General features: G+C 66.7%; 25 protein-coding genes and 3 pseudogenes. 16 read left to right on the top strand and 12 right to left on the bottom strand.

Annotated features, from left to right (window positions below; all coding sequences use genetic code 11):
* Positions 1-19: 19 nt before the first annotated feature.
* A pseudogene (gene malQ, locus C6A82_RS14130) lies at positions 20-2,153 on the top strand (4-alpha-glucanotransferase).
* A gap of 79 nt (positions 2,154-2,232) precedes the next feature.
* Positions 2,233-2,652, top strand: a complete 420-nt coding sequence (locus C6A82_RS14125; protein WP_105347578.1) for a hypothetical protein — start codon at positions 2,233-2,235, stop codon at positions 2,650-2,652.
* Here the strand turns inward: C6A82_RS14125 and C6A82_RS14120 are convergent.
* Together C6A82_RS14120 and C6A82_RS14115 are read right to left on the bottom strand one after the other, a co-directional pair.
* Complete coding sequence (locus C6A82_RS14120; protein WP_105347580.1) at positions 2,649-3,083, bottom strand: SRPBCC family protein; 435 nt, start codon at positions 3,081-3,083, stop codon at positions 2,649-2,651. The two genes, C6A82_RS14125 and C6A82_RS14120, sit on opposite strands and share 4 nt — an antisense overlap.
* A gap of 8 nt (positions 3,084-3,091) precedes the next feature.
* On the bottom strand, positions 3,092-3,937 hold the full coding sequence (locus C6A82_RS14115; RefSeq protein ID WP_105347581.1) for a lysophospholipid acyltransferase family protein: 846 nt from the start codon (positions 3,935-3,937) through the stop codon (positions 3,092-3,094).
* A 95-nt stretch (positions 3,938-4,032) separates the two neighbouring features.
* On the opposite strand from C6A82_RS14115, the gene C6A82_RS14110 reads away from it, so the two are divergent.
* The 4 genes and pseudogenes from C6A82_RS14110 to C6A82_RS14095 all read left to right on the top strand — a co-directional run.
* Positions 4,033-4,932, top strand: a complete 900-nt coding sequence (locus tag C6A82_RS14110; protein WP_105347583.1) for a metal-dependent hydrolase — start codon at positions 4,033-4,035, stop codon at positions 4,930-4,932.
* The gene (locus C6A82_RS14105; protein ID WP_105347585.1) at positions 4,932-6,035 is read left to right on the top strand and encodes a PDR/VanB family oxidoreductase; all 1,104 of its coding nucleotides are present in this window, start codon (positions 4,932-4,934) and stop codon (positions 6,033-6,035) included. Before C6A82_RS14110 ends, C6A82_RS14105 begins: the two co-directional genes overlap by 1 nt.
* Before the next feature lie 20 nt (positions 6,036-6,055).
* On the top strand, positions 6,056-7,504 hold the full coding sequence (locus tag C6A82_RS14100; RefSeq protein ID WP_105347617.1) for a serine/threonine-protein kinase: 1,449 nt from the start codon (positions 6,056-6,058) through the stop codon (positions 7,502-7,504).
* A 7-nt stretch (positions 7,505-7,511) separates the two neighbouring features.
* Positions 7,512-7,856, top strand: a pseudogene (locus C6A82_RS14095) (nuclear transport factor 2 family protein); the annotation flags it as partial.
* Positions 7,857-7,932: 76 nt separating this feature from the next.
* Here the strand turns inward: C6A82_RS14095 and C6A82_RS14090 are convergent.
* Complete coding sequence (locus C6A82_RS14090) at positions 7,933-8,418, bottom strand: NUDIX domain-containing protein (RefSeq protein WP_233217086.1); 486 nt, start codon at positions 8,416-8,418, stop codon at positions 7,933-7,935.
* Positions 8,419-8,477: 59 nt separating this feature from the next.
* Here C6A82_RS14090 and C6A82_RS14085 point away from each other — a divergent pair, with 59 nt between their 5' ends.
* Together C6A82_RS14085 and C6A82_RS14080 are read left to right on the top strand one after the other, a co-directional pair.
* Complete coding sequence (locus C6A82_RS14085; RefSeq protein WP_105347618.1) at positions 8,478-9,329, top strand: family 16 glycosylhydrolase; 852 nt, start codon at positions 8,478-8,480, stop codon at positions 9,327-9,329.
* A gap of 4 nt (positions 9,330-9,333) precedes the next feature.
* Entirely contained in the window at positions 9,334-9,702 is a 369-nt protein-coding gene (locus C6A82_RS14080) for a hypothetical protein (RefSeq protein ID WP_105347589.1), read from the top strand.
* A 77-nt stretch (positions 9,703-9,779) separates the two neighbouring features.
* Here C6A82_RS14080 and C6A82_RS14075 read toward each other — a convergent pair whose 3' ends face one another.
* From C6A82_RS14075 to C6A82_RS14065, 3 genes are read right to left on the bottom strand one after another with little or no spacing between them, the layout of a single operon-like run.
* Complete coding sequence (locus C6A82_RS14075) at positions 9,780-9,971, bottom strand: hypothetical protein (RefSeq protein WP_105347590.1); 192 nt, start codon at positions 9,969-9,971, stop codon at positions 9,780-9,782.
* 35 nt (positions 9,972-10,006) lie between these two features.
* Entirely contained in the window at positions 10,007-11,326 is a 1,320-nt protein-coding gene (locus C6A82_RS14070) for an NAD(P)/FAD-dependent oxidoreductase (protein WP_105347592.1), read from the bottom strand.
* 19 nt (positions 11,327-11,345) lie between these two features.
* A complete protein-coding gene (locus tag C6A82_RS14065) occupies positions 11,346-12,200 on the bottom strand; it encodes a maleylpyruvate isomerase N-terminal domain-containing protein (RefSeq protein ID WP_105347594.1) in 855 nt (284 codons plus the stop codon).
* Positions 12,201-12,272: 72 nt separating this feature from the next.
* Between C6A82_RS14065 and C6A82_RS14060 the strand changes: the two genes are divergently transcribed.
* Positions 12,273-12,878 carry a TetR/AcrR family transcriptional regulator gene (locus C6A82_RS14060; RefSeq protein ID WP_233217087.1) on the top strand — a complete coding sequence of 202 codons (606 nt, stop codon included), beginning with the start codon at positions 12,273-12,275 and terminating at the stop codon, positions 12,876-12,878.
* Positions 12,875-13,693, top strand: coding sequence for an LmeA family phospholipid-binding protein (locus tag C6A82_RS14055; protein WP_105347597.1), 819 nt, complete (start codon positions 12,875-12,877; stop codon positions 13,691-13,693). The genes C6A82_RS14060 and C6A82_RS14055 overlap by 4 nt, the downstream gene beginning before the upstream one ends.
* Positions 13,694-13,727: 34 nt before the next feature.
* Here C6A82_RS14055 and C6A82_RS14050 read toward each other — a convergent pair whose 3' ends face one another.
* On the bottom strand, positions 13,728-14,102 hold the full coding sequence (locus tag C6A82_RS14050) for a DUF732 domain-containing protein (protein ID WP_233217088.1): 375 nt from the start codon (positions 14,100-14,102) through the stop codon (positions 13,728-13,730).
* A 62-nt stretch (positions 14,103-14,164) separates the two neighbouring features.
* On the opposite strand from C6A82_RS14050, the gene C6A82_RS14045 reads away from it, so the two are divergent.
* A complete protein-coding gene (locus tag C6A82_RS14045) occupies positions 14,165-15,046 on the top strand; it encodes a cyclopropane mycolic acid synthase family methyltransferase (RefSeq protein ID WP_105347600.1) in 882 nt (293 codons plus the stop codon).
* A gap of 2 nt (positions 15,047-15,048) precedes the next feature.
* Here C6A82_RS14045 and C6A82_RS14040 read toward each other — a convergent pair whose 3' ends face one another.
* Together C6A82_RS14040 and C6A82_RS14035 are read right to left on the bottom strand one after the other, a co-directional pair.
* Entirely contained in the window at positions 15,049-15,612 is a 564-nt protein-coding gene (locus tag C6A82_RS14040) for a hypothetical protein (protein ID WP_105347602.1), read from the bottom strand.
* Between the two features lie 43 nt (positions 15,613-15,655).
* A complete protein-coding gene (locus C6A82_RS14035; protein WP_199193904.1) occupies positions 15,656-15,832 on the bottom strand; it encodes a hypothetical protein in 177 nt (58 codons plus the stop codon).
* 88 nt (positions 15,833-15,920) lie between these two features.
* Here C6A82_RS14035 and C6A82_RS14030 point away from each other — a divergent pair, with 88 nt between their 5' ends.
* Positions 15,921-16,349 carry a hypothetical protein gene (locus C6A82_RS14030; RefSeq protein WP_105347604.1) on the top strand — a complete coding sequence of 143 codons (429 nt, stop codon included), beginning with the start codon at positions 15,921-15,923 and terminating at the stop codon, positions 16,347-16,349.
* A 6-nt stretch (positions 16,350-16,355) separates the two neighbouring features.
* Here C6A82_RS14030 and C6A82_RS14025 read toward each other — a convergent pair.
* A pseudogene (locus C6A82_RS14025) lies at positions 16,356-16,827 on the bottom strand (SRPBCC family protein).
* A 127-nt stretch (positions 16,828-16,954) separates the two neighbouring features.
* Here C6A82_RS14025 and C6A82_RS14020 point away from each other — a divergent pair.
* The 4 genes from C6A82_RS14020 to C6A82_RS14005 are packed head-to-tail and all read left to right on the top strand — an operon-like array spanning position 16,955 to position 21,381.
* Positions 16,955-19,333 (top strand): xanthine dehydrogenase family protein molybdopterin-binding subunit, encoded by a 2,379-nt coding sequence (locus C6A82_RS14020; protein ID WP_105347605.1) that lies wholly within the window; start codon positions 16,955-16,957, stop codon positions 19,331-19,333.
* Entirely contained in the window at positions 19,324-20,025 is a 702-nt protein-coding gene (locus tag C6A82_RS14015) for an SRPBCC family protein (RefSeq protein ID WP_105347607.1), read from the top strand. The genes C6A82_RS14020 and C6A82_RS14015 overlap by 10 nt, the downstream gene beginning before the upstream one ends.
* Positions 20,022-20,918, top strand: a complete 897-nt coding sequence (locus tag C6A82_RS14010; protein WP_105347608.1) for a xanthine dehydrogenase family protein subunit M — start codon at positions 20,022-20,024, stop codon at positions 20,916-20,918. Before C6A82_RS14015 ends, C6A82_RS14010 begins: the two co-directional genes overlap by 4 nt.
* Positions 20,911-21,381: a 2Fe-2S iron-sulfur cluster-binding protein gene (locus tag C6A82_RS14005; RefSeq protein ID WP_311101344.1), complete on the top strand. Its 471-nt coding sequence runs from the start codon at positions 20,911-20,913 to the stop codon at positions 21,379-21,381. The genes C6A82_RS14010 and C6A82_RS14005 overlap by 8 nt, the downstream gene beginning before the upstream one ends.
* Here C6A82_RS14005 and C6A82_RS14000 read toward each other — a convergent pair whose 3' ends face one another.
* Complete coding sequence (locus C6A82_RS14000; protein WP_105344774.1) at positions 21,382-22,812, bottom strand: aldehyde dehydrogenase family protein; 1,431 nt, start codon at positions 22,810-22,812, stop codon at positions 21,382-21,384.
* 42 nt (positions 22,813-22,854) lie between these two features.
* On the bottom strand, positions 22,855-24,567 hold the full coding sequence (locus C6A82_RS13995; RefSeq protein WP_105344776.1) for a thiamine pyrophosphate-binding protein: 1,713 nt from the start codon (positions 24,565-24,567) through the stop codon (positions 22,855-22,857).
* Between the last annotated feature and the right edge of the window lie 7 nt (positions 24,568-24,574).

Raw genomic sequence — 24,574 nt, 5'->3', positions numbered from 1 at the left:
ACCGGGCAAGATTGACCGCATGGCCGACACTCCGCCGTCGCTAGGCGAACTCGCCCACCGCTACGGCGTCGCCACCGAATACCAGGACTGGACGGGAAAACACGTCGACGTCCCCGAGGCGACCTTGGTCGCCGTGCTCGCGGCGCTCGGGGTGCAGGCGGGCACCGAGGACGAGAGATCGGCCGCGTTGGCTGCGCACGAGCGCGAGCATTGGACCCGCGCGCTGCCGCCGACCATCGTCGCCCGCGAGGACAGCGAAGCCCCGTTCTGGGTGCACGTCACCCACGGCGAGCCGGCGGGGCTGTGGATCCGGCTCGAGGACGGCAGTGTGCGCGCAGGTCTGCGTCAGCTCGAGAACCACACTCCCCCATATGATCTGGGGGACCGTCTGGTCGGAGAAGCGACCTTCGAGCTGCCCGCTGACCTGCCGTTGGGCTATCACCGCCTCTACCTCCAGGCCGGCTCGTCGGAGTCGAGCACACCGCTGATCGTCGTGCCTGCCAAACTCGAGCCACCGCCGAGACTCGGTGGCAAGCGGATTTGGGGCCTGGCCGTCCAGCTCTACAGCGTGCAATCCGAAAGATCCTGGGGCGTAGGCGATCTGACCGATCTGACCGATCTGGCTGTGTGGTCCGGCGCGAACCACGGCGCCGGATACATCCTTGTCAACCCGATGCACGCGGCCGCACCCGTTGCACCGATGCAGCCGTCGCCGTATCTGCCGACCTCGCGACGCTACGTCAACCCGCTGTATCTGCGGCCCGAGGCCATCCCCGAGTTCGCCGATGTGCAACGACGCAGCCGAATCCGGCGCAGACGGCTCGAGCTGCAGTCCGATGCCAGGCGGGCGGACCTGATCGACAGGGACGCGGCGTGGCAGGCCAAGCGTGACGTGCTGATGAGCGTCTACCGCGTCGAGCGATCCGTGGGCAGGCAGCTGGCGTATGAGGCATACCGCGCGCGCGAAGGCCGCAGCCTCGACGACTTCGCGACCTGGTGCGCGCTGGCCGAACGGCACGGCCCCGACTGGCACCGCTGGCCGAAGAAGTACACCCGCCCGTCGAGCGCCGCTGTCGCCGGCTTCGCCGCAAAGCACACCGAAACCGTCGACTTCCACCGGTGGTTGCAGTGGCAGCTCGACGACCAGCTGGCCATCGCGCAGTCGACGGCCCAGCGGGCGGGCATGGAGCTCGGCATCATGCAGGATCTCGCCGTCGGGGTGGACCCCAACGGCGCTGACGCCTGGGCGATGCAGGACGTTCTCGCACTCGGCGTCACAGCTGGCGCACCGCCGGACGAGTTCAACCAGCTCGGCCAGGACTGGTCGCAGCCGCCGTGGCGTCCCGATCAACTCGTGAGCGAGGGCTACGAACCGTTCCGGGCCATGGTCAACGCGATCCTGCGACATGCGAGCGGGGTTCGCGTCGACCACATCATCGGGCTGTTCCGGCTGTGGTGGATTCCCAGGGGCGTACCGCCGACCGAAGGCACCTATGTGCGCTACGACCACGAGGCGATGATCGGCATCCTGGCTCTTGAGGCCCATCGTGCCGAGGCGGTGGTGGTCGGCGAGGACCTCGGGACTGTCGAACCCTGGGTTCGCGACTACCTGGCCCGCCGCGGGCTGCTCGGAACGTCGATCCTGTGGTTCGAGCTCGATCGCGACGGTGACGGCAGTCCGCTGCTGGCCCAGCGCTGGCGCGAGTCGTGCCTGTCCTCGGTCACCACCCACGACCTGCCCTACCGCGGGCTACCTGGCCGGCGAACACGTGCGGCTACGGTCCGAGTTGGGCTTGTTGACCCGCCCGGTCGAAGAGGAACTCGCCGATGACCGCGCCCACCAGTCGGCATGGGTCGACCAGCTGCGGCGGGCGGGCCTGCTGGGCGAAAGGCCCGGCGTCGACGAGACCGTGCTGGCCCTATACCGGTATCTCGGTCGCACCCCGTCGCGACTCCTCGGCTTGTCGCTGGCCGACGCGGTCGGCGAGATGCGCACCCAGAACCAGCCGGGCACGACCGACGAATACCCGAACTGGCGTGTCCCCCTCGGCGGCCCGGACGGGCGTCGGCTGCTCCTCGAGGAGGTCTTCGCCGACCCCCGTGCGGCCACGCTCTGCGAGGCGCTGCGGGCGGTGGTCAACACCCAGGTGTAACGCTGGGCCGTTGTTCACCGGTTTCACATTTGTCACTGCTGCGATATGTTCGCACCGCACCGACTTAGGGAGAGGTCACGTGAAACAGCTCGTCATCCTGGGCGCAACCGCGGTAGCCGCGGGCACGATCGGCCTGCTCAGCGCGGGAACCGCCGGTGCAGACCCGGTGAACCCGAACCAGATGAACGTGATCGGCGAACCGTATTTCAAGGCCGTGAAGATCCTGCACGGAATGGGCTTGAGCACCGGTTTCGGCGGTGGGGTCGGTAGCGCCCTTCCGCAGGCACAATGCATGGTGACCAGCCAGAAGATGGCCGGCAACAACAGAATGCTGCTGAACCTGGACTGCACGAAGGAAGCCGCCGAGCAGATGGCCGAGTCGGGTGCGCTTGGCTCCGGCAGTGCGCCCGGATCCGTCGGCGGTAACACGCTGCGGCCCGAACAGGTTCCGATCGCGCCCGGCGCGGCCGCTCCGGCGCCCCCGCCGCCGCTCGGCTAACCTTCGGCGAGTTCGCGCAGGTTCTGCAGCGTTTGCGTCATGGTCCTTCCGACCTGACGCGCCGCCACCCAGTCGGCGATCACACCGAGAATTCCACCCGGCGCCTCGTAGGTCATCCGGAAAGTCACCTTCGTACGGCCGTCGGCGCAGTCGCGCAGCCGGAACCGGCCGCGCTGAGTGATGCCGGTGATACCGATCCAGGCCAGGTCGCGGGCTTCGTCGTATTCGACGACCTCGATCACCCCGCCCACAGGAACCGAGCCGATCTTCCAATGCCCGGTGTAGCGGGAGCCGACGCCGGCCGGCCCCTCGGTCATGGTGTCCCAGCGTTCGAGGTTGGCCATGAAGTCCGGATAACACGCCGGGTCGCTCACCAGTTTCCACACCGCGTCGCGGCTGGCGTCGATCTCCACTCGCCGTTGCAATCTCATCTCGTCCCCTACCCGATCACCGGGAAGCGGCGGTCGGCGGCCAGCCTGTCCACCCCACCCTGCAGGCTCGCGAGCACCTTGTCGTTGATGACGTCGTCGTCGCTGTCGGCGATGTCGGCGGCGTCGATCGGGTGCTGCACCTCGATCGCGATCTTCGTCGGCAGCGGCAGTCGCGGCACCATGTCGCTGACGGCCAGACCCCACGGCGGAGCAAGCAGGATGGGCACGCTCTTGAGCCTGGCCATCTTGTCCACCCCCAGAAGTCTCGCCAGCCACTGGCCGCGGTCGAGGAACAGCGCCGCTTCCTGGCCCCCGATGCTGGCGATCGGCACGATCGGCACCCCGGCTTCGCGCGCGAGTTTCACGTAGCCCTTGCGGCCGCCGAAGTCCACCTCATGGCGCTTCCACGAGGGCCGGAAGACCTCGTAGTCGCCGCCCGGGTACACCAGCAACGCACCGCCGGACTTCAACGCCAGCGTGGCGTTGTCGTGGTTTGCGGCCACGGTGCCGAATTTTCGCAGCGAGCCGAGCCCGGGCATCGATACGACGAGGTTGTGCGCCAGTTGGTAGAACGGCCGCTCCACGCCGAAGTACGAGCTGAACGCGAGGGTGAAGACGAAGGTGTCGGGCGGGAGATTGCCGCCGCTGTGGTTGCCGACCAGCAGCACGGGACCCTCGCTCGGGATGCGATCGAGGCCGCGGACGTCGGCGCGGAAGTACAGCGACGCCAGCAGCCACAGCCCGGGAAGCTGCTCACGGATGTAGTCGGGATCGCGCTGATCGAGATCGGCCTTCGGTACCCGCGAGCCGACCTGCTGTTTCGCCCACTCCAGAACGTCGCCCAACCCCGCCATGAATGGTCATATTGACACAGCGCAGCTATCCGAAACCTGCGTTCCCACCTACTGGTCGTAGACTCGGCCCAGCACACTGGTGGGAGGGAACCGCGATGTTGCGTCCACGCCGTTTCGAGCGCGAGGTCGATCCGGGTCCGGTCCAGATCCAGGCACGCAAGGTGCACTTCGACCTCTCGGACATTCCGCTGGAATGGATTCCCGGACACCCGGTCGCTTCCTCGATGATCAACCTGTTCAACGTCGTGCTACCCGCCGCCGAGCACTGGTTCGTCCAAGCGCTCGACGAGGCGCTGCCGATGGTGCGCGACCCCAAGCTCGCCGACGACATCCGCGGATTCAGCGGCCAGGAGGCCACTCACGCCGCGGCCCACGAAGACGTCATCTCGGAGTTCCTCGTCGGCAACGGTGTCGACACGGCGCCGATACTGGCGACAGTCGAGTACATGTTCGGAAAGGTGCTCGCACCGAAGCCTTTCCCCGACCCCCAGCGTCGACTCAGCAACCTCTGCGAACGGTTGTGGCTCATCGCGGCGATCGAGCACTACACCGCGGTGCTCGGCGATTTCGCGTTGAACTCCAGCTGGGACGAGCACGGCGCACACCCCACGATCGTCGACTTGTTCCGGTGGCACGGCAGCGAGGAAGTCGAGCATCGAAGCGTCGCCCACGACGTCGCGGTCTACTTCCACGACAGCTATCCCGACCGCATCAGGGCGATGGCGATAGCGGCGACCGCGATTCTCTACTTCTTCCAGCGGGGCACGTGGTATCTGCTCAAGTCGGATCCGGGCACCGACATCGGGTGGTGGGAGATGCAGCGCCTGCGGATGGCCGATTCCAAGCTCGGCCTTCTGCCCGAATTCCGTACGCTGTTCGGCGCCAACACACTGGCGTACTTCCGGCGCTCCTACTCACCGGAGGAGATGGGTTCCACCGCGCAGGCCGTCGCGTACCTCGCGACCTCCCCGGCGGCTCGGGCCGCGCACCTTTGATGGGCCTGCGCGAGCAGTATCGGCAGCTGCCTGCCCATCCGTTCCGCAGGCAACGCCGCGACGTCCTCGTCGGCATGGCAGGTGCAGCGATCGCGGGCATGCAGGCGGTGTCGGGAGCCATCAGAAAAGTGCGGCTACCCGACGAGGTCGATCGGACGCGCCTGCTGCGCGTGGCCGAAAGGCAGGTGGTGGCGCACGACGAGAACGTCGTCGCGCTGACCTTCGATGCGTCCGACGGCGCGCCGTTGCCGCGCTGGCATCCCGGCGCTCACATCGACGTCGCGCTGCCAAGTGGTCTGCTCCGGCAGTACTCGCTGTGCGGTGACCCGGGGGTTGTGGAGTCTTATCGCATCGCGGTGCGGTGCATTCCCGACGGCGGTGGCGGGTCGGTCGAAATGCACGGGCTGCAGATCGGTCAGACCGTCACCACCCACGGCCCGCGAAACGCCTTCCCGCTGACCGTGCCCGGTTACGGCTCCCCCACGAGGGCGTTCCGCTTCGTGGCGGGCGGCATCGGAATCACGCCAATCCTCCCGATGCTCGCCCTCGCCGAGCGCCTCGGTGTCGACTGGTCGATGGTGTACGCCGGACGCAGCCACGACAGCCTGCCGTTCGTGGACGAAGTGAACCGCTTCGGCGACAAGATCGAAGTCCGCACCGACGATGTGAACGGTGTGCCGACTGCCGCCGAACTTCTCGGCGACTGTCCGGACGGCACGACGGTCTATGCCTGCGGGCCCGCCCCGATGCTGACCGGTATCCGTGCCGCGCTGGTGGGACGCGACGACGTGGAGTTGCACTTCGAGCGCTTTGCCGCGCCACCCGTCGTCGACGGCCGGGAATTCTCGGTGTCGATCGCGACAACGGGCCAGGAGATCGTCGTCGACGCGGAGGAGACCTTGTTGAGCGCGTTGCGGCGCGCGAACGTGGCGGCCCCCTACTCCTGCCAGCAGGGCTTCTGCGGCACCTGCCGGACACGGGTGACCTCGGGTGCCGTCGACCATCGCGACACCTTGCTGACCGAACCGGAGCGCGCAGGCGGAATGATGCTCACTTGCGTCTCGCGGGCCGCCGACGGGGAGCGTCTCATACTCGATTTGTAGTGCGTCTGTACTATTCGGCCATGCCGTTAGCCGCTGGTCAGACCTTCGCGGACTACACCATCGTGCGGCTTCTGGGGTCCGGGGGCATGGGCGACGTCTACCTGGCCGACCACCCGCGTCTACCCCGGCGCGACGCGCTGAAGGTGCTGCGCAACGACGTGTGCGCCGACGACGAATACCGGAAGCGTTTCGATCGGGAAGCCGATCTCGCCGCGACACTGTGGCATCCGCACATCGTGGGCGTGCACGATCGCGGCGACGTCGACGGCCAGATCTGGATCTCGATGGACTACGTCGACGGCACGGACGCCGCCGAGGTGCTGCGAAAGCGCCATCCGAAGGGCATGCCCAAGGAGGAGGTCCTCAACATCATCACCGGCGTCGCGGAGGCGCTCGACTACGCGCATCAGCGAGGGCTGCTTCATCGCGACGTCAAACCGGCGAACATCATGCTGACCGACCCGGCGGAAGGTGAACAACGAGTTCTGCTCGGCGACTTCGGTATTGCCCGCCGAGTCGACGAATCCAACAATCTGACCGCGACGAACATGACGGTCGGCACGGTGTTCTACGCCGCGCCGGAACAGCTGATGGGCGAGGACCTCGACGGTCGCGCGGACCAGTACGCACTCGCGGCCACCGCTTTTCATCTGCTGACCGGATCGCCGCCGTTTCAACACTCGAACCCGACGGTGGTCATCAGCCAGCACCTCACCGCCGCACCGCCGGCACTGGCCGACAAGCGTCCCGAGTTGTCGGCGCTCGATCCGGTGCTTCGGAAGGCGCTCTCGAAAGATCCCAAGGACCGGTTCACCAGTTCCCTGGATTTCGCCCGTGCGCTGGCCCACCGGCTTGGGCTGGAACCGGAGGCGGACAACGACCGCACCGAGGCGTCGGTGCCGGTCCCCACCAGGCTGACGGGAGGCAGGCACGAAGCGCATCACGCGCAGCAGACGCCGACGCGCAAATACCTTCGCCCGGCGTTCATCGTGCCCGCGATTCTGGCGGCACTGCTGCTCGTCGCGATTGCTCTCGTGCTGATCCAGTTCCGTGAGATCGAGAAACTGCTCAACGACGACTACACCCCGTCGCCGACTCCACCCGCGACGTCGCCGCGCGCCGAAGCGCCGTCCGCGCCGGCACCGACCGAGGCGACGACCACGGTCACAGCGACGGCGGCGTCGGCAGCCCCGGTCGTGGGAGCCGACTGCTCGCCTCTCGGCAGCTTCGCGACCACCGCCAACGGCAACACCGTGTACTGCTCGACGCTCGAGGGCACAGGCGCGTCGATCTGGTCGACCAATCAGGGTGAGGTTCCTGCGCCGACCATCACGGTCACCACGCAGGCCACCGACGAGCCGCTGCCAGTGCAGGAGGAGACGCCGGTTCGGGTCTGTATGCAGGAGACGGGCCAGACCCGTCGCGAGTGCCGCGAAGCAATCCGCGCCGGCAACGAGGCTGGCAGCTGAGCAGCGCATGACCCTTGCCGTAGCGGACAGATTGGCGCTGGCCGATCTCGTACACCTGTACGCAGCCGCCGTGGATGATCGAAGGTTCGGTGACGTCGTGGAATTGTTCACCGAGACAGCCGAACTGCGACTACCTGACCCGCCGCGGTCGCTCGATCCGGTACGCAAGCACCGCGGCCGCGACGGCGTCCGCTCGGCGATGGCGGCAATGTCGGGCCTGGCCAGAACCGAACACGCGATCGTCGGCGAGGTCTACGCCCCTGGCGCCGATGTCGACTATGCGCTGGGGCGAATCACATGCATCGCCCATCACTTCAGCGTCGCCGACGACGCCGCCACGGATTTGATCTGGCACCTTCGTTACGACGACGAGTACGCGCGCACACGTTCCGGCTGGCGCATCCACGGTCGAGCCCTGACCATCAACGCTATTGAGAAGCGGCCGATTCGGCGTCTCCGACCGCATCAAGCAGCTGATCGAGAAGGGGCCGCTGACCCTTCAGCAGTTTCGACCGCGCCTCTGGCACCCCGAACCACCCAACCCGGTCGATCTCCGGGTACTCCCTGAGCTTGCCCGACCCCTTCGGCCACTCCAGCGTGAAGGTGTTGCTGACCGTGCCGTCCAGATCCAAGTCGCCGCGGACCGCGAACGCGGTGACAATTTTGCCGCTCGGCTGTTTCAGCGGCGGAAGGTCGATGCGCGGGCCGTCGGGCGGTTGTTTGCCCAGTTCCTCGGTGAACTCACGCTTTGCGGCCGACCAAGGGTCGTCACCCTCGATATATTCGCCCTTCGGAATGGACCAGGCGCCCTCATCCTTTTTCGCCCAGAACGGTCCGCCGGGATGTGCGATCAGCACTTCGACGGAGCCGCAGGTAACGCGGTAGAGCAGTAGTCCCGCACTAAATTTCGGCATTATGGCCAAGCCTAGTTAACGATCCGGTTAGGAAACGCTAAGGTTCTGGTGTGTTCGAATTGAATCGCCGCAACCTCATGTTCATGTCCGGCGCTGCCGCGCTGACCGCCGCCGTTTCCGCACCTCAGGCAACCGCACAACCGCTGCCTCCAGGTCAACCGGAAAATCCCGGTGCTCCGCCCCCCCAATCCAACCCCGCGCCCGTCGACTACATCTTCGCCGACGACTTCGACGGACCCGCTGGTGCAGCGCCCGACCTGGGCCGGTGGACGGTGGTGAGCTGGAACGAACCGGTGATCCCGCCGATTCTCGGCCTGTTTCGCGACGACCGCCGCAATGTGTCGCTCGACGGCAACGGCAACCTCGCGCTCCGCGCGACGCGGGAGGGCGACACCTACTACAGCGGCCGGGTCGAGACCCGGATGAAGATCGGCATCGGCCACACCTGGGAAGCCCGAATAAAGCTGAATTGCCTCGTCCCCGGCTGCTGGCCGGCCTACTGGCTGGTGAACCGCGAGCCGACACCCGACGGCCGGGGCCCGCTGCCCGACGGTGAAGTCGACATCCTCGAGTGGTACGGAAACGGCAAGTGGGCGCCTGGCACCGCGGTGCACGCTCGATCCGATGGCAGGACCTGGAAGGAGAACCGGTGGTCGGTCGACGGCAACTGGCACACCTACCGGGTCCGGTGGGACGACGCGGGCTTCCGCTTTTGGCGGGACAACCTCGACGGCGCCCCGTTCTTCACCGTGCCCGCGGAGCCGATCGATGGGGTGTGGCCGTTCAACGCGCCGGACTACCTGCTCTTCACGGTCTTCAATCTTGCGGTCGGCGGTCCCGGTGGCGGTGACCCGGCCTTCGGGCCCTTCGAGTCCCCGGAAATGCTGATCGACTACATCCGAATCTGGTAGGCCGATGAAGGGCGCGGGGGTCGCCGTCGCGGCGGGCATTCTGCTGGCCGGTGCGGCGGCGGCCCCGGCCCACGCCGCCCCTGTGACCTATGGCTCCAACGGTGTATTCGGCGTCGGCGCCGAACCGCCTGCGGGTTGGGCCACTGCGAGTATCCCGCCCGGGCGATATCGCGTCGACCAGTCCCCGAGTATGTACCCGTACCAGAGCCCGCCCGGCTTTTGGTTGCGGTGCAGCGCCTTTCCGTGCGCGGGCAACTTCCCGGGCCACATCATCGGCACCGGGGAGGCCATCCGCGACCAGCCGACGTTCGTGGACATCTCGCCTACCGATGTGGCCGTTTCACTGAACAACGTCACGCTCACGGTCGCGTAACGAACTCAGCGACAAGAGCTTTCCGCCACGGTGGCGCCTTGACCTCGGCGGGGAGTTCCGGTATAGGCGACGACTGACTACTTCCGGTCACCCTCTGTATCGTCGAAGAAGGCCCAGTGGCCGTCGTCGGCCTTGACCTCCATCCGCCATCCGAGCTCGGAGTTGTCGGCCTTCGAGTCGACGAACCAGGCATGCGCGTCGTCTGCGCTCTCGATGTCCTTCGTGTCGACGACGTCACCTTTCGGGTTCAGCACACGGTAGGTAGCCATGGGAACGGTGTTCCCACTTCGCAATCTTTCACACGTCAGTCGGCCTTCGGCAGCGGTATCCCCTCGCTGGTGGAGAACCGGGCGTCGTGCTGCGACGACAGTCCGACCGACACCACCGATCGGTCGAAGAACACATCGGTCAGATAGGCCAGCCCGACCGCCCAGCGATTCACCGCGCGCGGCATGGCGTAGAGGTGGTACATGCGGGTCACGAATTTCGCTGCATAGCCGGACAAATGGACGTTCAGCGGATTGGCGACCGCATAATGCGGGCCGAGATCAACGACCAACCCCATGTCGCTGTGCCGGTAGTCCTTTGATTGGCCGTAACCGAGGCTGGCGGCGACGTTGCGCGCCAACACCTTTCCCTGCCGTGCCGCATGCTGTGCGGTGGGCGGAGTGATCTTGCCCGGTTGCGTCAGGTCGGGCACCGCCGCGGCGTCACCGGCTGCGAACACGTCGGGATGGCCCGGCACCTGCAGGTCGGCCTGTACCTTCAGCCTGCCTCGCTCGGTGGGCAGGCCAAGGCTTTCGATCAGCGGAGCGCCGGTCACACCCGTCACCCAGGCGACGGTGTGGGTGTCGATGCGTGAGTCGTCGCTGAGAACAACGTGGTCGGGATGCACCTCCTTGAGGGTGACTCCCAGCCGCACGTCGACGCCGCGCTGCCGCAGCACGCGCTGCACCCGCTCGCCGAGTTTCTCGCCGACTTCGGGCATGACCTGCTCGGCCATGTCGAGCAGCACGAACCTCACATCGGAGGAGGCGAAGCCCAGTTGTTCGGCCGCGGTGTCGGCCAGCGCGCGCAGCTGCACGACGAGTTCGGTGCCCGAATACGAGGCGCCGACGACGACGACCGTGCGCCTAGCCCGGATGCGATCCTCGTCATCGTCGATGTTGGCCAGCTCGAGTTGGTCGAGCAGGTGATCACGAAGGTAGACCGCTTCCGCCGTTGACTTGAGACCCCGCGCGTAGTCGGCCAGTCCCGGGATGTCGAACAACCGGGTGACCGATCCCGGCGTCAGCACCAGCCGGTCCCAGGTCAGGCTGCGTGATCTCTGTTCGGGATCGGTGTAGGTGATGGTGTGTCCATCGAGGTCGACAGCGTCCACCCGGCCGCGCACCGAGCGCACACCGCGCAGGGTGTTGGCGAGCGGAATGGTGACGAAGCGCGCGTCGACCAGACCGCCCGCAACATCGGGCAACAGCGGGGTGTAGAGCATGTAGTCGACCGGCGAGATGATCGAGATGTCGACGGACGCGTTGTGCTTGCGCAAGCGGCGCGAAAGTTGGCGAGCGCATTCGAAACCGGTGAAACCGCTACCGACGATGACGACAGATGTCTTTGAACCCACCGTAGTGGGCTACCCACACTTAGGGGCTGTCCAACAAAGTGGCGAACTTCATTGCCAACCATGGCTTTCTACCGCCTGGGCGGAGCTTGCCGCGCATGATCGGCGACCACTGCGAAATCCGGCCATAGCCGAGCAACAGAAACGCGACGGGGTCTGCGGTGATCACGCAGTCCGATTTCTGCACCGCGTCCGTGACCACGGCTGTTCCCCCGTCCACCGCCAGTCGATAGTTCTTCGCACCGCGGATACGGAGTTCGAAGCTCGCCCGTGTACCGACAGCCGACCGCCGCAGATACTGAGGCGCGATCGCCAAGACACCGGGTGTGATCAACAGTGCGTCGTGCGGATCGACCTGCCACCCGATTCTCGCCGCCCGCGCGATGTCCAGCCCATGCACCACCTGCTCCCCGAGCAGCAGTGTGGTCATGGTCGGCGGCGTGATGGTCAGCCCGTTGGGCGTGGGGATGGTGGCGCGCTCATCGGCCACCGCCACCGCGGCCAGATAGCCCGCGGCCGCTTCGTCGATCAGATCGGCGAGGCGGCCAAGGTCCCGTTCCGGCACTTCCTCTAGGTGGCGGGCGTTGACTGCGGCGCTCAGTCTCGACGGTGACTGCTGTGGGCGATTCGCATGCGTCATATACCCGCCTGTGTGCCGCGTCAGCGCACGGGCATAGTCGCGTAGATCGCCGACCATGTGGGCCGCGGTCTCTGCGGCGGTCCAGGCGAGGCCGGGCACCGGAGCACCCGCGTCATCGATGCGGCGCAGGAGTTCCACGATTCGCCCCGCCGCCGTGCGCAGCGCTTCCCTCGACTGATCGTGCGCCCGACGGGTCTCCTCCACCGGGCCGGTGGTGTGAACGGAGGTTGAAGTCATAGCTCGACTATTTCACATAATGACACTATGTCAATACTCTTGTCCAAGTACTTCGACTGACAAATGAGAGCCATGCCCGGATCTTCAGAGCCATCCTCCCTGCGCGCCGAGCAGGTCGCCCAGACCAGGGGCGCACTTGTCGACGCGGGTCGCGGGCTGTTCGGCGAGAGGGGTTTTCGCGGCACGTCGGTGGAGGATCTTGCCCGTGAGGCGCGGGTGACGACGGGCGCGCTCTACCACCACTTCCCCACCAAGACAGCACTTTTCGAGGCCGTTTTCGTGCAGGCGCACAAGGAGCTGATGGCGGCATCCCTCGAGGCGGCAAGAGACGCGAAGGATGGCCTTGACGAGCTGGCGTTGGGTTTCGACGCATTTCTCAACGGCGTGCTGCAGCCCGATGTGCAGCGAATTCTGGTGCTGGATGGACCCGCTGTGCTGGGGTTGGCCCGATACACCGAATTGGACGAGAAGTACGCCCATGCGGTGATCGTGCACTCACTGGAGGAAGCGGCGGGCTGCGGGGCGATCCGCATCGACGATCCGGAGACTGCGACGCGGCTACTGCTCGGCGCCCTGACCCGGGGCGCGATGCTGATCGCAAACTCCGCCGACCCGGTGCAGACGAGACACGCGGTGGCGAAGTCGATGCGGGCGCTGTTGAACAGCTTCGCGCCATGACGCAACCGCGACCGCAGCGCCGGTGGGATCCGTTCCGGCCGCTCGACATGCTTGCGTCGTTGTGGTCGACGGCGGCTGTCGCGCCCATGAACACAGGTGCGGCAGCCGCGTACCGGACGCTGTTCATGACGCTGCGCAAGCTGGTGGTGGGGCGCGAACTGTCGGTCCGCCTCGACGAGGGTGATATCACGCTGACGGTCACCGAGTTCGACTCGAAGCTCGACGTCCGCGGGCTTGCCGCAGGCCAGCTCCCCGACGTTCGGTTGGCCGCGCGCGATATCCGTTGGGAGGACAACAGATTGGATCGTGCCACCGCGGTACTCCACAATGTCCACCTCCGGCCCGCGGCGCCGCCGGTGCTGGTGGCCGCACCCGTCGACCTGACGGTTGAGCTTCCCGCGGATGCCCTCGACGAAATGTTTCGACTGGCCGCGCCGCGGCTGGCAGGCGAGATCGGGCCGGACGGCGTCGCTCGGCTGCGGCTCGCGCGTCGGCCCGGGCTCGGTCACCTCGAGGTTGACGCGATCTTGGCGGAATCGAGTCTGTGGCTGCGGCCGCGCGGTCTGGTCCTGGGCCGTAAACGGGTTCGACTACCGGATCGGATACCCGGATACCGGGTGTCCATTCCCGAGCTGCCGCACGGGCTCACGTTGACCGACATCAGCATCGAGCCCGACAAGCTCTGCCTCTCCGGCAGGCTCGAGCAGTGGCGCATCGACGTTCCGCGCGCACGCCTGGAAGACGTCGTCAACCAGCTCAGCGTGGTGGGCCGACCTCTCAAACCTCTCAACCTCACCCGGTTCGGCCTCGGCTGACCGCCCAAGCGCGCGCAGACGGACAGCCTGGCGGCTAGATGCCGAGCAGGCCGAGCGGGATCGGAGACTGGCCTGCCCCGATCGACTCCAGCACCCGCGGGCACAGGAACGAGATGGCAAGGCTGGTGAACATGTTCGCCCCGCCCAGCGACATGCCGGTGGCGTCGGCAACCTCGGCCGCGGCGTCGGCCGCCGTCTGGCCGGGTTCGGACAGCATCGGGCAGACGGACTGGCCGACCGCGACCAGGTTCGAGGGATCCGTAGTGCCGCCGAGGCCCGCACCGGTGACCGCGTCCAGGAACGCGTCGGTGCCGGGATCGGCCTGCGCGGGGGACGCAAGCAGCGAGGCCGTCGCGGTCACTCCAGCGAACACGGTGATCAGGCGAACGGGCCTGGAAAGTCTGCGCACCTGCAGCATCGTAGAGGACCGGCCGATTAGGGGCTAACCGGCACGTCAACTACGCTGACAGGATGCCGAAATCACGTGAAGCCGGCGATGAGCTGAAGCCGCATTTCGAGGACGTCCAGGCCCATTACGACCTGTCGGACGACTTCTTCCGGCTTTTCCTCGACCCGACGCAGACCTACAGCTGCGCCTACTTCGAGCGCGACGACATGACGCTCGAGGAAGCCCAGATCGCCAAGATCGATCTGTCCCTCGGCAAGCTCGGACTGCAGCCCGGCATGACACTGCTCGACGTCGGCTGCGGTTGGGGCGCCACGATGCGGCGGGCCATCGAGCGTTACGACGTGAATGTCGTCGGGCTGACCTTGTCGGAGAATCAGGCCGCCCACGTTCAGAAGACGTTCGACGAGCTGGACAGCCCGCGCTCGAAGCGGGTGCTGCTGCAGGGCTGGGAGCAGTTCGACGAGCAGGTCGACCGGATCGTCTCCATCGGAGCGTTCGAGCACTTCGGCCACGACCGCTACCCCGCCTTCTTCAACATGGCCCACCGAGTCCTACCCGATGACGGCGTCATGCTGCTGCACACGATCGTGGGTGAACATCCCGCGCGTGCAAAGGAACTCGGAATCCCGCTGACCTTCGAGCTGGCCCGCTTCATCAAGTTCGTCATGACCGAGATCTTCCCGGGCGGCCGGCTGCCGTCGGTTCCGATGGTCGAGGAGCGCGCTGCTGAGGGCGGTTTCACCCTGACCCGTGAGCAGCGACTGGGGCCGCACTACGCCCGCACGCTCGACCTGTGGGCGGCCGCGCTCGAAGCGCACAAGGACGAGGCCATCGCGATCCAGTCCGAAGAGGTTTACGAGCGCTACATGCGTTACCTGACCGGGTGCGCGAAGCTGTTCCGCAACCGGCAGACCGACGTCGTGCAGTTCACCCTGTCGAAGTAGCGCTAGACGCCGTCCCACGCGGCGTCGAGGCGCTCGGCGACGTCGATGACCTTGGCCTTGACCGACGCCGGGCTGTCGATCTCGCCCTCCACATGTGCGGCGATGAAGCGCCGTACCTCGGCGTCGACGCCCGCCACGATGCGCAGCAGTTCGCCGCGCAGTGACTTCGACGTGATGTGGATGGTGATATCGGACGGTCGCGGCTTCTGCACGTCGAGGATGAGCAGCAGTGGTTCGGCGGCGCGTGCCACGGCGGTCAACGAGATCTCGCCGAACACCATGAACTTCGGCTTGTCGATCTTGAGGTCGATCACCATGTCGATCTCCAGCGGGATACGGATCGCGAAGGTGATCAGCTCATCGATGTTGCGGGTGACCCGAGGTTCCTGTATCCGCACCTTGGCGGTGACCTTGGCGATCTTTCCGGGTCCCTGACCCATTGGTCCCATCTCGAATTCGTCGCCCGCGATGGCTTTGATCGCGTCGCCGACACGCTCCTCTGACACCGCTATCTCGTAGAACCGGCGGCCGAATTCCTCGTAGGACACGTACTCGTAGCCATCCATAGGGCTCTACAGTCTCATGACCGCGGACCGATCGGAGGGCAGGTCAGCGCTTTTCCTGACTGCGCGCCTCCGCGCCCGTCTCCCCCGCATCGATGGAGTCGTCGTTGGAGGATTCGCCGACGTAGCTGCCGTCGTCGCCGTGCTTACCGGCTCGCGAGCCGGCGACCTTGTTGTCGTCCTGGACGTCTTCTTCGCTTTTCTCGTCGTCGCCTGGCGTCATGGATGCGTATCTACCCGCACTCCAGGGACCCAAACGCTTACCTGACCAGGCCACTACCGATAGGCTCTCGGCGAGGAAGGTGGGGACAATGATTCGCGAAGCAGTCATCGGTGTCGCACTCGCGTGCGCAGCAGTCGGAAGTGCACAGGTCGCCGCGGCCGGTCCGAACGAGGAGAACCTCTATTTCGACAAGCCCGCCCGCTATGACTCCGACGTGCCGTTCATGAACTACGAGGCGCGGCTGGCTGCCCCCTGCGACAGCTTCCAGATCAACACCTTCGGGCGCGGACCGGGTGGCGAGCCGCTGCAGTGCCACTGGATCCCCAACCAGTGGCCGCCCGTGACGACCGGCTTCTGGGTGATCTCGCCCGAGATCTTCGGTGTGCAGGAGATCGGCAGCCCGTGCCCGAGTGACCAGGCGGCCGCCCAGGCCCCCGACGGCCGTCCCCTGCTCTGCCTTGGCGACCAGGGCTGGCAGCCGGGCTTCTTCACCGGCACCGGTTTCTGGCCGACTTAATCCGCGCTAGGACGGTTCGGAGAACCGTCGCCGAATTGCGGCCATCTCGGTGTGCGCCTCGACGGCCTTGCGGACGGTCAACGCGATCAGTGGCCGCGGCGCTTCGATCCCCGATCCGCTCGGTGACGCGCGTTCCCGAGTCGGTCGGTGTGAAGGACACGGTGCCTCGCAGCCGAACCCGGGGAAATTGCCTGGCCTCGGTCGATATGTCGCCGGTGCGCGGAACCTGCAGACGGGCTACGTATGTGGCGCGCAGACGCAACGGCCCCACCGGAATGCAATCGGTGACTCGGTAGGTCTGCTCGTATCCGTCGGCCGTTTCGCTCCGGTCGACGGTTCGAACGGAGACAACGAGGGGATGCACCAGCGTGACGTTGTCGAGGTCGGCGTAGAAGGCGCGGACGTCGTCCGGCCTGCCGGGGATGTCTTCGGCGAGTGTCCGCTCGACCCTCGTGATCCACCGGCTCACCGTGCCCAATCTAACCGGTCCAGCGGCGAGAATGTCATATGCTCAATAGCGAGAATCCCGTATCCGGTAGGCTCGCTGAGCAACTGCTTAGCGGCCTGTCGCCACGGCCCATCCACGACGGATCGGAGCGTTTGCCATGACCTCATCAGATCAAGCCGTCGCAACACGGTATGCGGGAGCTCGGGTTCCCCGAGTTGAGGATTTACGCCTGCTCACCGGCCATGGGACATTCGTCGACGATGTCTCGCGGCCGGGCATGTTGCATGCCTGTTTCGTCCGCAGCCCGTTTGCCAAAGCTCGGATCAACCGCATCGACACGTCCGCGGCGCTGGCGTTGCCGGGGGTGCAGGCGGTGTTTCTTGCCGACGACCTCAACCCTGAGGTGCGAGAGGCCTGGCACGCGGTCGCAGGCAAGGACATCGCCGACACCCCGCGCCCGCCGCTGGCCGAAGGCGAGGCCAAATTCGTCGGCGATCCCGTCGCGCTTGTGATCGCCGGATCGCGGTACGTCGCCGAGGACGCCGTAGAACTGGTCGATGTCGACTACGACCCCCTGCCTGCCGTCGCGGACTTCACCAAGGCCCGCGGCGGCTCGGCCGCCGGAATACCAGTGGTGCACGAGGCTTATCCGGACAACGTCGCGGGCGGGATGGGCGGCGCGCCACCCGACGAGGAGACCTTCTCGTCGGCGGCGCACGTCGCTTCGGCGCACGTGTACCAGCAGATCCACTCGCCCGTCCCGATCGAGACGCGGGGCCTTGTCGCCGAGTGGGAGGCATCGTCGCGCGAACTGACGATGTGGGCGTCGACGCAGACCCCGCACGAACTGCGCGCGTTCGCCGCGCGGCTGCTGGGCATCCCCGCGCAGAATGTCCGGGTCATCATGCGCGACACCGGCGGTGGCTTCGGTCAGAAGGTCGTCCCGATGCGCGAAGACATGTGCGTCATGCTGGCCGCCCGTAAGGTGGGGGGCGCGCTGAAGTGGATCGAGGACCGTCGCGAGAACCTGATGTCGGCTGGCCAGGCTCGCCACGTCGACGGTGACGTGCGGATGGCGTTCGACGGCGAGGGCAACATTCTGGCCGCCGACATCGACTTCGTGCAGGACATCGGCGCGTATCCGACGCCCTATCCGGTGCTGACCACCGCGGCGATCGGCATGTTCTTCCCCGGCCCGTACCGGGTACCGAAGGCAAGCTTCAACTACAAGACGGTGTTCTCGAACACTGCGGGGCTGGCGGCGTACCGGGGCCCGTGGCAGTACGAAACCCTCACTCGCGAAATACTTCTCGACATCGCCGCGCGCAAGATGGAGATGGATCCGGTTGAGCTGCGCCGCCGCAACATCCTGCGTGGCGACGAGATGCCCTACTTCAACGCCAACGGCATGCCGTACGAACACGTCGCACCGGCGGACACCTTCGAACAGGCCGTGAAGATCCTCGACCATGAAGGCTTCCGCAAGGAACAGAAGGACGCGCTCGCCGAGGGCCGCTACATCGGGCTGGGGTTCTCGGCCTACATCGAACCCACCGGCGCGGCGACGGGACATCTCGCCACCGAGGGCGCGACGATCCGGATGGAACCCACCGGCAAGATCAACGTGTACGTCAACGGCGGATCGACCGGCAACAGCATCGAGACGACGGTGGTTCAGCTGACCGCCGATGCGCTCGGCGCCGACATCTCCGACGTCTCGACGATTCAGGGCGACACCGCTGTGACGCCGTACGGCGCAGGCACGCAGGGCAGCCGCAGCGGACCGATGACCGCGGGCGCCGTCAACGAGGCCGGCACGATCCTGCGCAACCAGATCATCGCGATGGCCGCCCATCGGCTGGAGGTCGAGGAGTCGGCCATCGAGCTGGCCAATTCGCGCGCCACTGTTCGCGATGACCCCGAGAAAAGCGTCAGCTTCGCCGACCTCGCCTATCGCTCGTACTACGAGCCGTCCGCTCTTCCGCCGGGAATGGCGGCCACGCTCGAGGCCACCGCGCGGTTCACCTCGCAGACAATGATCCACTGGGCGAACGCAACCCACGCATGCACCTGTGAGGTCGACGTCGAAACCGGACATGTCACGCTGACCCGCTACATCGTCAGCGAAGACGTCGGCCCGATGATCAACCCGAACGTCGTCGAGGGCCAGATCGCCGGCGGCACCGTTCAGGGCATCGGCGGCGCCCTGCTGGAGAACATGGTCTACGACGACGACGGCAACCCGCTCGCGTCGACCTTCGTCGACTACCTGTTGCCGACGGCCACCGAGGTGCCCGCGATCGAATACGGCCATGTCGAGATCCCCGGTCCCGGCGTCGGCGGATACAAGGGCTGCGGTGAAGGTGGCGCGATCGGGTCGACACCCGCGGTCATCAACGCCATCAACGACGCACTGGCCCCGCTGGGTGTGACGCTCACCCGGCTGCCCGCAAGCCCGGCCACCATCGTCGAGCTGATCGAACAGGCCAAAGCTGATGCAGACGCATCTGGAAAGGACCGCGCAACGTGGAGCTGAACAACGAATTCCGGGTCGCGGTGCCCGCGGCCACGACGTGGCAGGTGCTCACCGACGTCGAGCGCGTCGCCCCGTGTATCCCCGGCGCGCAACTCCTCTCGGTCGACGGCGACGACTTCACTGGCGCGGTGAAGGTGAAAGTCGGGCCGATCACGGTGTCCTACAAGGGCGATGCGTCGTTCGAGGAGAAGGACGAGGCCGCACAACGGGTGGTCATCAAGGCCAGCGGCAAGGAGACAAGGGGCAGCGGCAACGCGTCGGCTCTGGTCACCGCCGTGCTGAAGGACGAGGGCGACGCCACCATCGTTTCAATCACCACCGACCTCACGATCTCGGGCAAGGCGGCGCAGTTCGGCCGCGGTGTGCTGGCGGACGTGTCGACGAACCTGATCGGTCAGTTCGCCCGGAATCTGGAGGCCGACCTGCTCGGCGGTTCGGCGTCGAGGGCCGATGCGTCACCATCCTCGGCGGCCGCCGCAGCCTCGGTGGCGGCCGCGGCCGACGCCGGCGGCGACTCCGTCGATCTCCTGAAGGTGGTTGCGGTGCCGATGGCCAAGCGCTACGCCCCTGCGCTGGCAGCAGTCGCCGCAGGCGCGACGGTCGGATTTCTTCTCGGCAGGCGCAGGCGCAGGCACCCCGCCGCGGACCTCGCCGACGAGCTGCAGGCGGCCCTGGCCCGGCTGCTGTCATGAAAGCCGCCAAGTTCGCGTACCACCGCCCCGGCACGGTCGCCGAAGCGGCGCAGATGCTCGGGGAGTTCGGCGAGGACGCCAAGATCCTCGCAGGCGGGCAGAGCCTGGTGCCGATGCTCGCGATGCGGCTGACGTACTTCGAGAACCTGATCGACACCTCCAGGGTCGATGAACTGAAGAACATCGAAGTGCGCGGCGACGAGCTGGTGGTGGCGGCAGGAACGCCGCACTCGCTGGTCGGCATGGACGACGAGGTGGCCGATTCGGTTCCGCTACTGACGCTCTCGACGCCCTACATCGGACATTTCCAGATCCGCACACGGGGCACGCTCGGTGGCGCGATCGCACACGCCGACCCCGCCGCGGAATACGCCGCGGTCGCGCTGGCACTTGACGCCACAATCGAGGCGACGTCATCGCGTGGGCGGCGCGACATCCCGGCCGCCGATTTCTTCACCGGCCTCTGGGAGACGTCGCTGGCGTCCGACGAGATCCTGACCGCCGTGCGGTTCCCGGTGTGGGGCGGCCGGTCGGGCTTCGCGGTCGAGGAATTCGCGCGCCGCCACGGCGATTTCGCGATCGCGGGCGCCACAGTCGCCGTTGCGCTCGACGACCACGGCAGAGTGGAGCGCTGCGGCATCGGCCTGCTCGGCCTCGGTTCCACCCCGCTGCGCGGATCGGCTGCGGAGAACGCCGTCGTCGGTGAGCAGGCCGATGCGGTCACCGCCGAAGACGTCGGAAGGCTCGCGATCGCGGGCCTCTCTGAGATCCCCGCCGACCTCCAGGGGTCGGCGCAATATCGATCGCGCGTCGGGACCGCGATGGTGGCCAGGGCGTGGGCCGCCGCGGTCCGGCAAGCAGAGATGTCCGAAACGGAGGCGATCCATGCATGAGCTGCCGGTCGAGTTGACCGTCAACGGCCGCGCGCACCGGCACACCGTCGAGCCCCGCCTGACCCTCGCCGATTTCCTGCGCGAGAAGTGCGGCCTCACCGGCACCCACCTCGGCTGCGAGCACGGCGCATGCGGCGCCTGCACGGTGCTGCTCGACGGTCAGGCCGTGCGGGCCTGCTTGATCTTCGCCGTGCAGGTGGACGGCCAGGAAGTCACCACCGTCGAAGGCATCGCAGGAGAGGACGGCGAGCTGTCACCCGTGCAGTCCGCACTGCGTGACTGCCATGGACTGCAATGCGGTTTCTGCACACCGGGTTTCGTCACGTCCATCACTGCGCTGCTGCGCGACAATCCGCAGCCCACCGACGAGGAGATCCGCGAGGGGCTCTCCGGCAACTTCTGCCGGTGCACCGGTTACCAGGGCATCATCAACGCGGTGCACCGTGCGGCAGAAACCTCGTAGTCAGGCGCTCTCGGGTGCGTAGCCCAGCGTGCCCTTGATCTCCAGGTACTCCTCGAAGCCGAACTCGCTCCACTCACGTCCGTTGCCGCTGCGCTTGTAGCCGCCGAACGGCGTGTTGAGGTCGAACGCGTGGTTGATGGCGACCTGGCCCGCTCGGATCTTGCGCGCCAACGTGCGGGCGGCGTCGAGGTCGGCGGCCGAAACATAGCCCGACAGACCGTATTCCGTGTCGTTGGCGATGTCCACGGCCTGGTCGAGGTCGTCGTAGGGCAGGATGCACAGCACAGGGCCGAAGATCTCCTCGCGCGCGATCGTCATGTCATTGGTGACATCCGAGAACACGGTCGGCTTGACGTAATATCCGGTGTCGAGCCCGTCCGGCCGGTCCGGTCCGCCAGCTGCCACAGTCGCGCCCTCCTCGATGCCCTTCTTGATCAGGCCCTGCACCTTCTCGAACTGGACCTTGGACGCCACGGGACCGATCGCCCGCTTGTCCTCAGGGTCACCCACCGACACCGCTTCCGCCACACCGCGCGCGATCTCGGCGGCCTCGGCGATGCGCTCGCGCGGAACGAGCATGCGCGAGGGGGCATTACAGCTCTGGCCGGAGTTCACCATCATCGTGCTCACGCCCGCGGTGACGCTTTCGGCGAATTTCTCGTCGTCGATCACGATGTTGGGGCTCTTGCCGCCGAGTTCCTGGGTCACCCGTTTGACGGTGGCCGCCGCGTTCTTGGCGACGTCGACACCAGCGCGCGTCGACCCGGTGAACGAAACCAGATCGATGTCGGGATGGCTCGAGATCGCCGCGCCGACACCGGGCCCGTCACCGAACACCATGTTGTAGACACCGGCGGGCACGCCCGCCGCGTCCATCACCTCGGTGAAGATCTGGCCCGAGTAGGGCGCCACCTCCGACGGCTTGAGCACCATCGTGCAGCCGGTGGCCAGCGCCGGGAACACCTTGCAGGCGATCTGGTTGATGGGCCAGTTCCACGGTGTGATGAGGCCGCAGACGCCGATCGGCTCCTTGAGGATCAGCGTCGAACCGCGCTGCTCCTCGAAGTTGAAGTTCTTCAGGGCGTCGATGGCGCCCATCAGGTGACCCATCCCCATCATCACCTGCGGTCCCGCCGCCAGCGACGGCGGTGCGCCCATCTCCTCGTGCACCGCGGCGGCCAGGTCCTCGGAGCGCTTCTGGTATTCCGCGGCGATCGCCCCGAGAAGGTCGAGGCGCTCCTCGCGGGTGCTGATCGACCATGTCGCGAACGCTTTCCGCGCCGCCTTGACTGCTTTGTCGACGTCGGCCGCCGAGCCGATCGCGATCTTCCCCGACACCTGCTCGGTCGTCGGGTTGTCGACCTCGAGGGTCTTCGACTCCGTCGGGTCGACCCACTGGCCGTCGATGTAGAACTTCAAATATTCGCGCATGGGAGTCATCCTCTCCAATTTGTCCTCTTCGCGTGCGGGAAGCTACTGAGTGCCTTCTGCATACCACGTCCGGAATCGGTCGTACTTGGGCATCTCCTCGGAGTTCGCCTTCGGGTCGATGCAGACGTGCACGACGCCGACCTTTCCACTGGCGTACGCGCGGGCGATCGCCGGTCCGATCTCCTCCTCCTTCTCGACGTACTCACCGTGGCACCCGAAGCCCTCGCCGATCTTGTCCATTCGGACGTCCTTGCTCCAGTGCACGCCCGGCTGAGGCGACGGCTGGTCGAACGTCCGCTTGTAGACACCCACCTCGAGGCCCCACTGGTGGTCGACCCCCACCACGCAGACCAGCGGCAGGTTCTGCCGGGCGGCCGTCTCGAGTTCGGCGATGTGGAATAGGAACGCCGAGTCGCTGGTCAGCAGCATGACGGGCCGCTTGCCGCCCTCGGCGACCGAGGCGCCCACGGCGTACGGCAGGCCCGTGCCGAGATGACCGAAGTTCTGGTTCCAGATCACGTCACGCGGTTTGGACTGCGAGTAGGTCCAACCGAAGATCACGGTCGCACCGCCGTCGCGCACCAGAATGCCGTCCTCGAGCTCGTTGAATGCCTTGGTGGCCTCCACGACGTAGCGCGCGGGATGGATCGGGGAACGCCCGGTCGGGGCGCTCTCGGAGAGCTCCGCGAGTTCCTTCTGGTCCTGCTTGATCAGCGTCTCCAGCGTCGTGGCGGCCTTGCGGGGGGTGTCGCGAAGGGCCTCGACGAGTTGCGGCAGCACGCCGCGCAGATCGCCGACGAGTGACACGTCGAACGGACGGTTGACGCCGATGGCGGTCGGGTCCTGCTCGACGTACACCCATTTGCGGTTCGCGTCATTAGCGGCCCAGTGCTGGGTCCGGCCGTAGTGCATCGGCTCTCCGAGCTCGGTTCCCAGCGCGACGCACAGGTCGGACTCCTCGACTGCGGCGTTGGCGGCCGGCGAGAACAGGTAAGGGAACGTCCGCTCCTGCAGTCCGGGAATGAACGAGGTGCCGCCGGAGGTCTGGATCACCGGGCAGGCCATCAGATCGGCGAGCTGCTTGACGTCGGGTCCCGTCCGCGACGTGTGAACACCGTGCCCGACCAACAGGATCGGGTTCTCGGCCTCCCGGATCAGCTTCGCGGCCTCTGCCACCTCGCGCGCGCCAGCGCCCTGGTTCACGAGGCGATACCGGTGCGGCGGCAACGGCTCGGAGACGTCGAGCTCCTCGAGGATCACGTGCGACGGGTACTCGATGTAGCTGGGTCCCGGGGTGCCCGACATCGAGCGCCGGATCGCCTCGTGGATGATCTCGTCGGTCTGGTCGGCGTACTCGATCGAGCTGCTGTATTTCACCGACGGTGTGAAAAGGCCTTCCTGCTGGACGAATTGGATCCGGCCGCGCCGCACCCGACGCTCGGTGATGCGGGCGCGCTGGCCGCCGAGGAAGATCACCGGAGAGTTCTCGACCAGGGCGCACATCATCGCGCCGGAGATGTTGGCGACCCCCGGGCCGAGCGTGCCGATGCACAGCCCCGGCTTACCCGTCATGCGTGACGCCGCCTCGGCCATGAACCCTGCGCTCAGCTCGTGGTGCGGGGCGACGACCGACCAGCCGCGGGCGTCGGCTTCGGCGAACATGTGCACGAAGTTGGGGTCCGGGATACCGAACAACGTGTTGACGCCCTCGGCCTCGAAAAGGTCGAGGATGCGCTTGTAGACGGGTGTGCCCATGGTGAGA

The sequence above is a fragment of the Mycobacterium sp. ITM-2016-00318 genome (genome assembly GCF_002968285.2).
In the GTDB taxonomy this organism is placed as follows: domain Bacteria; phylum Actinomycetota; class Actinomycetes; order Mycobacteriales; family Mycobacteriaceae; genus Mycobacterium.
The sequence above is the reverse complement of the archived record's forward strand: the minus strand, read 5'-3'. Positions and strand labels throughout refer to the sequence as shown.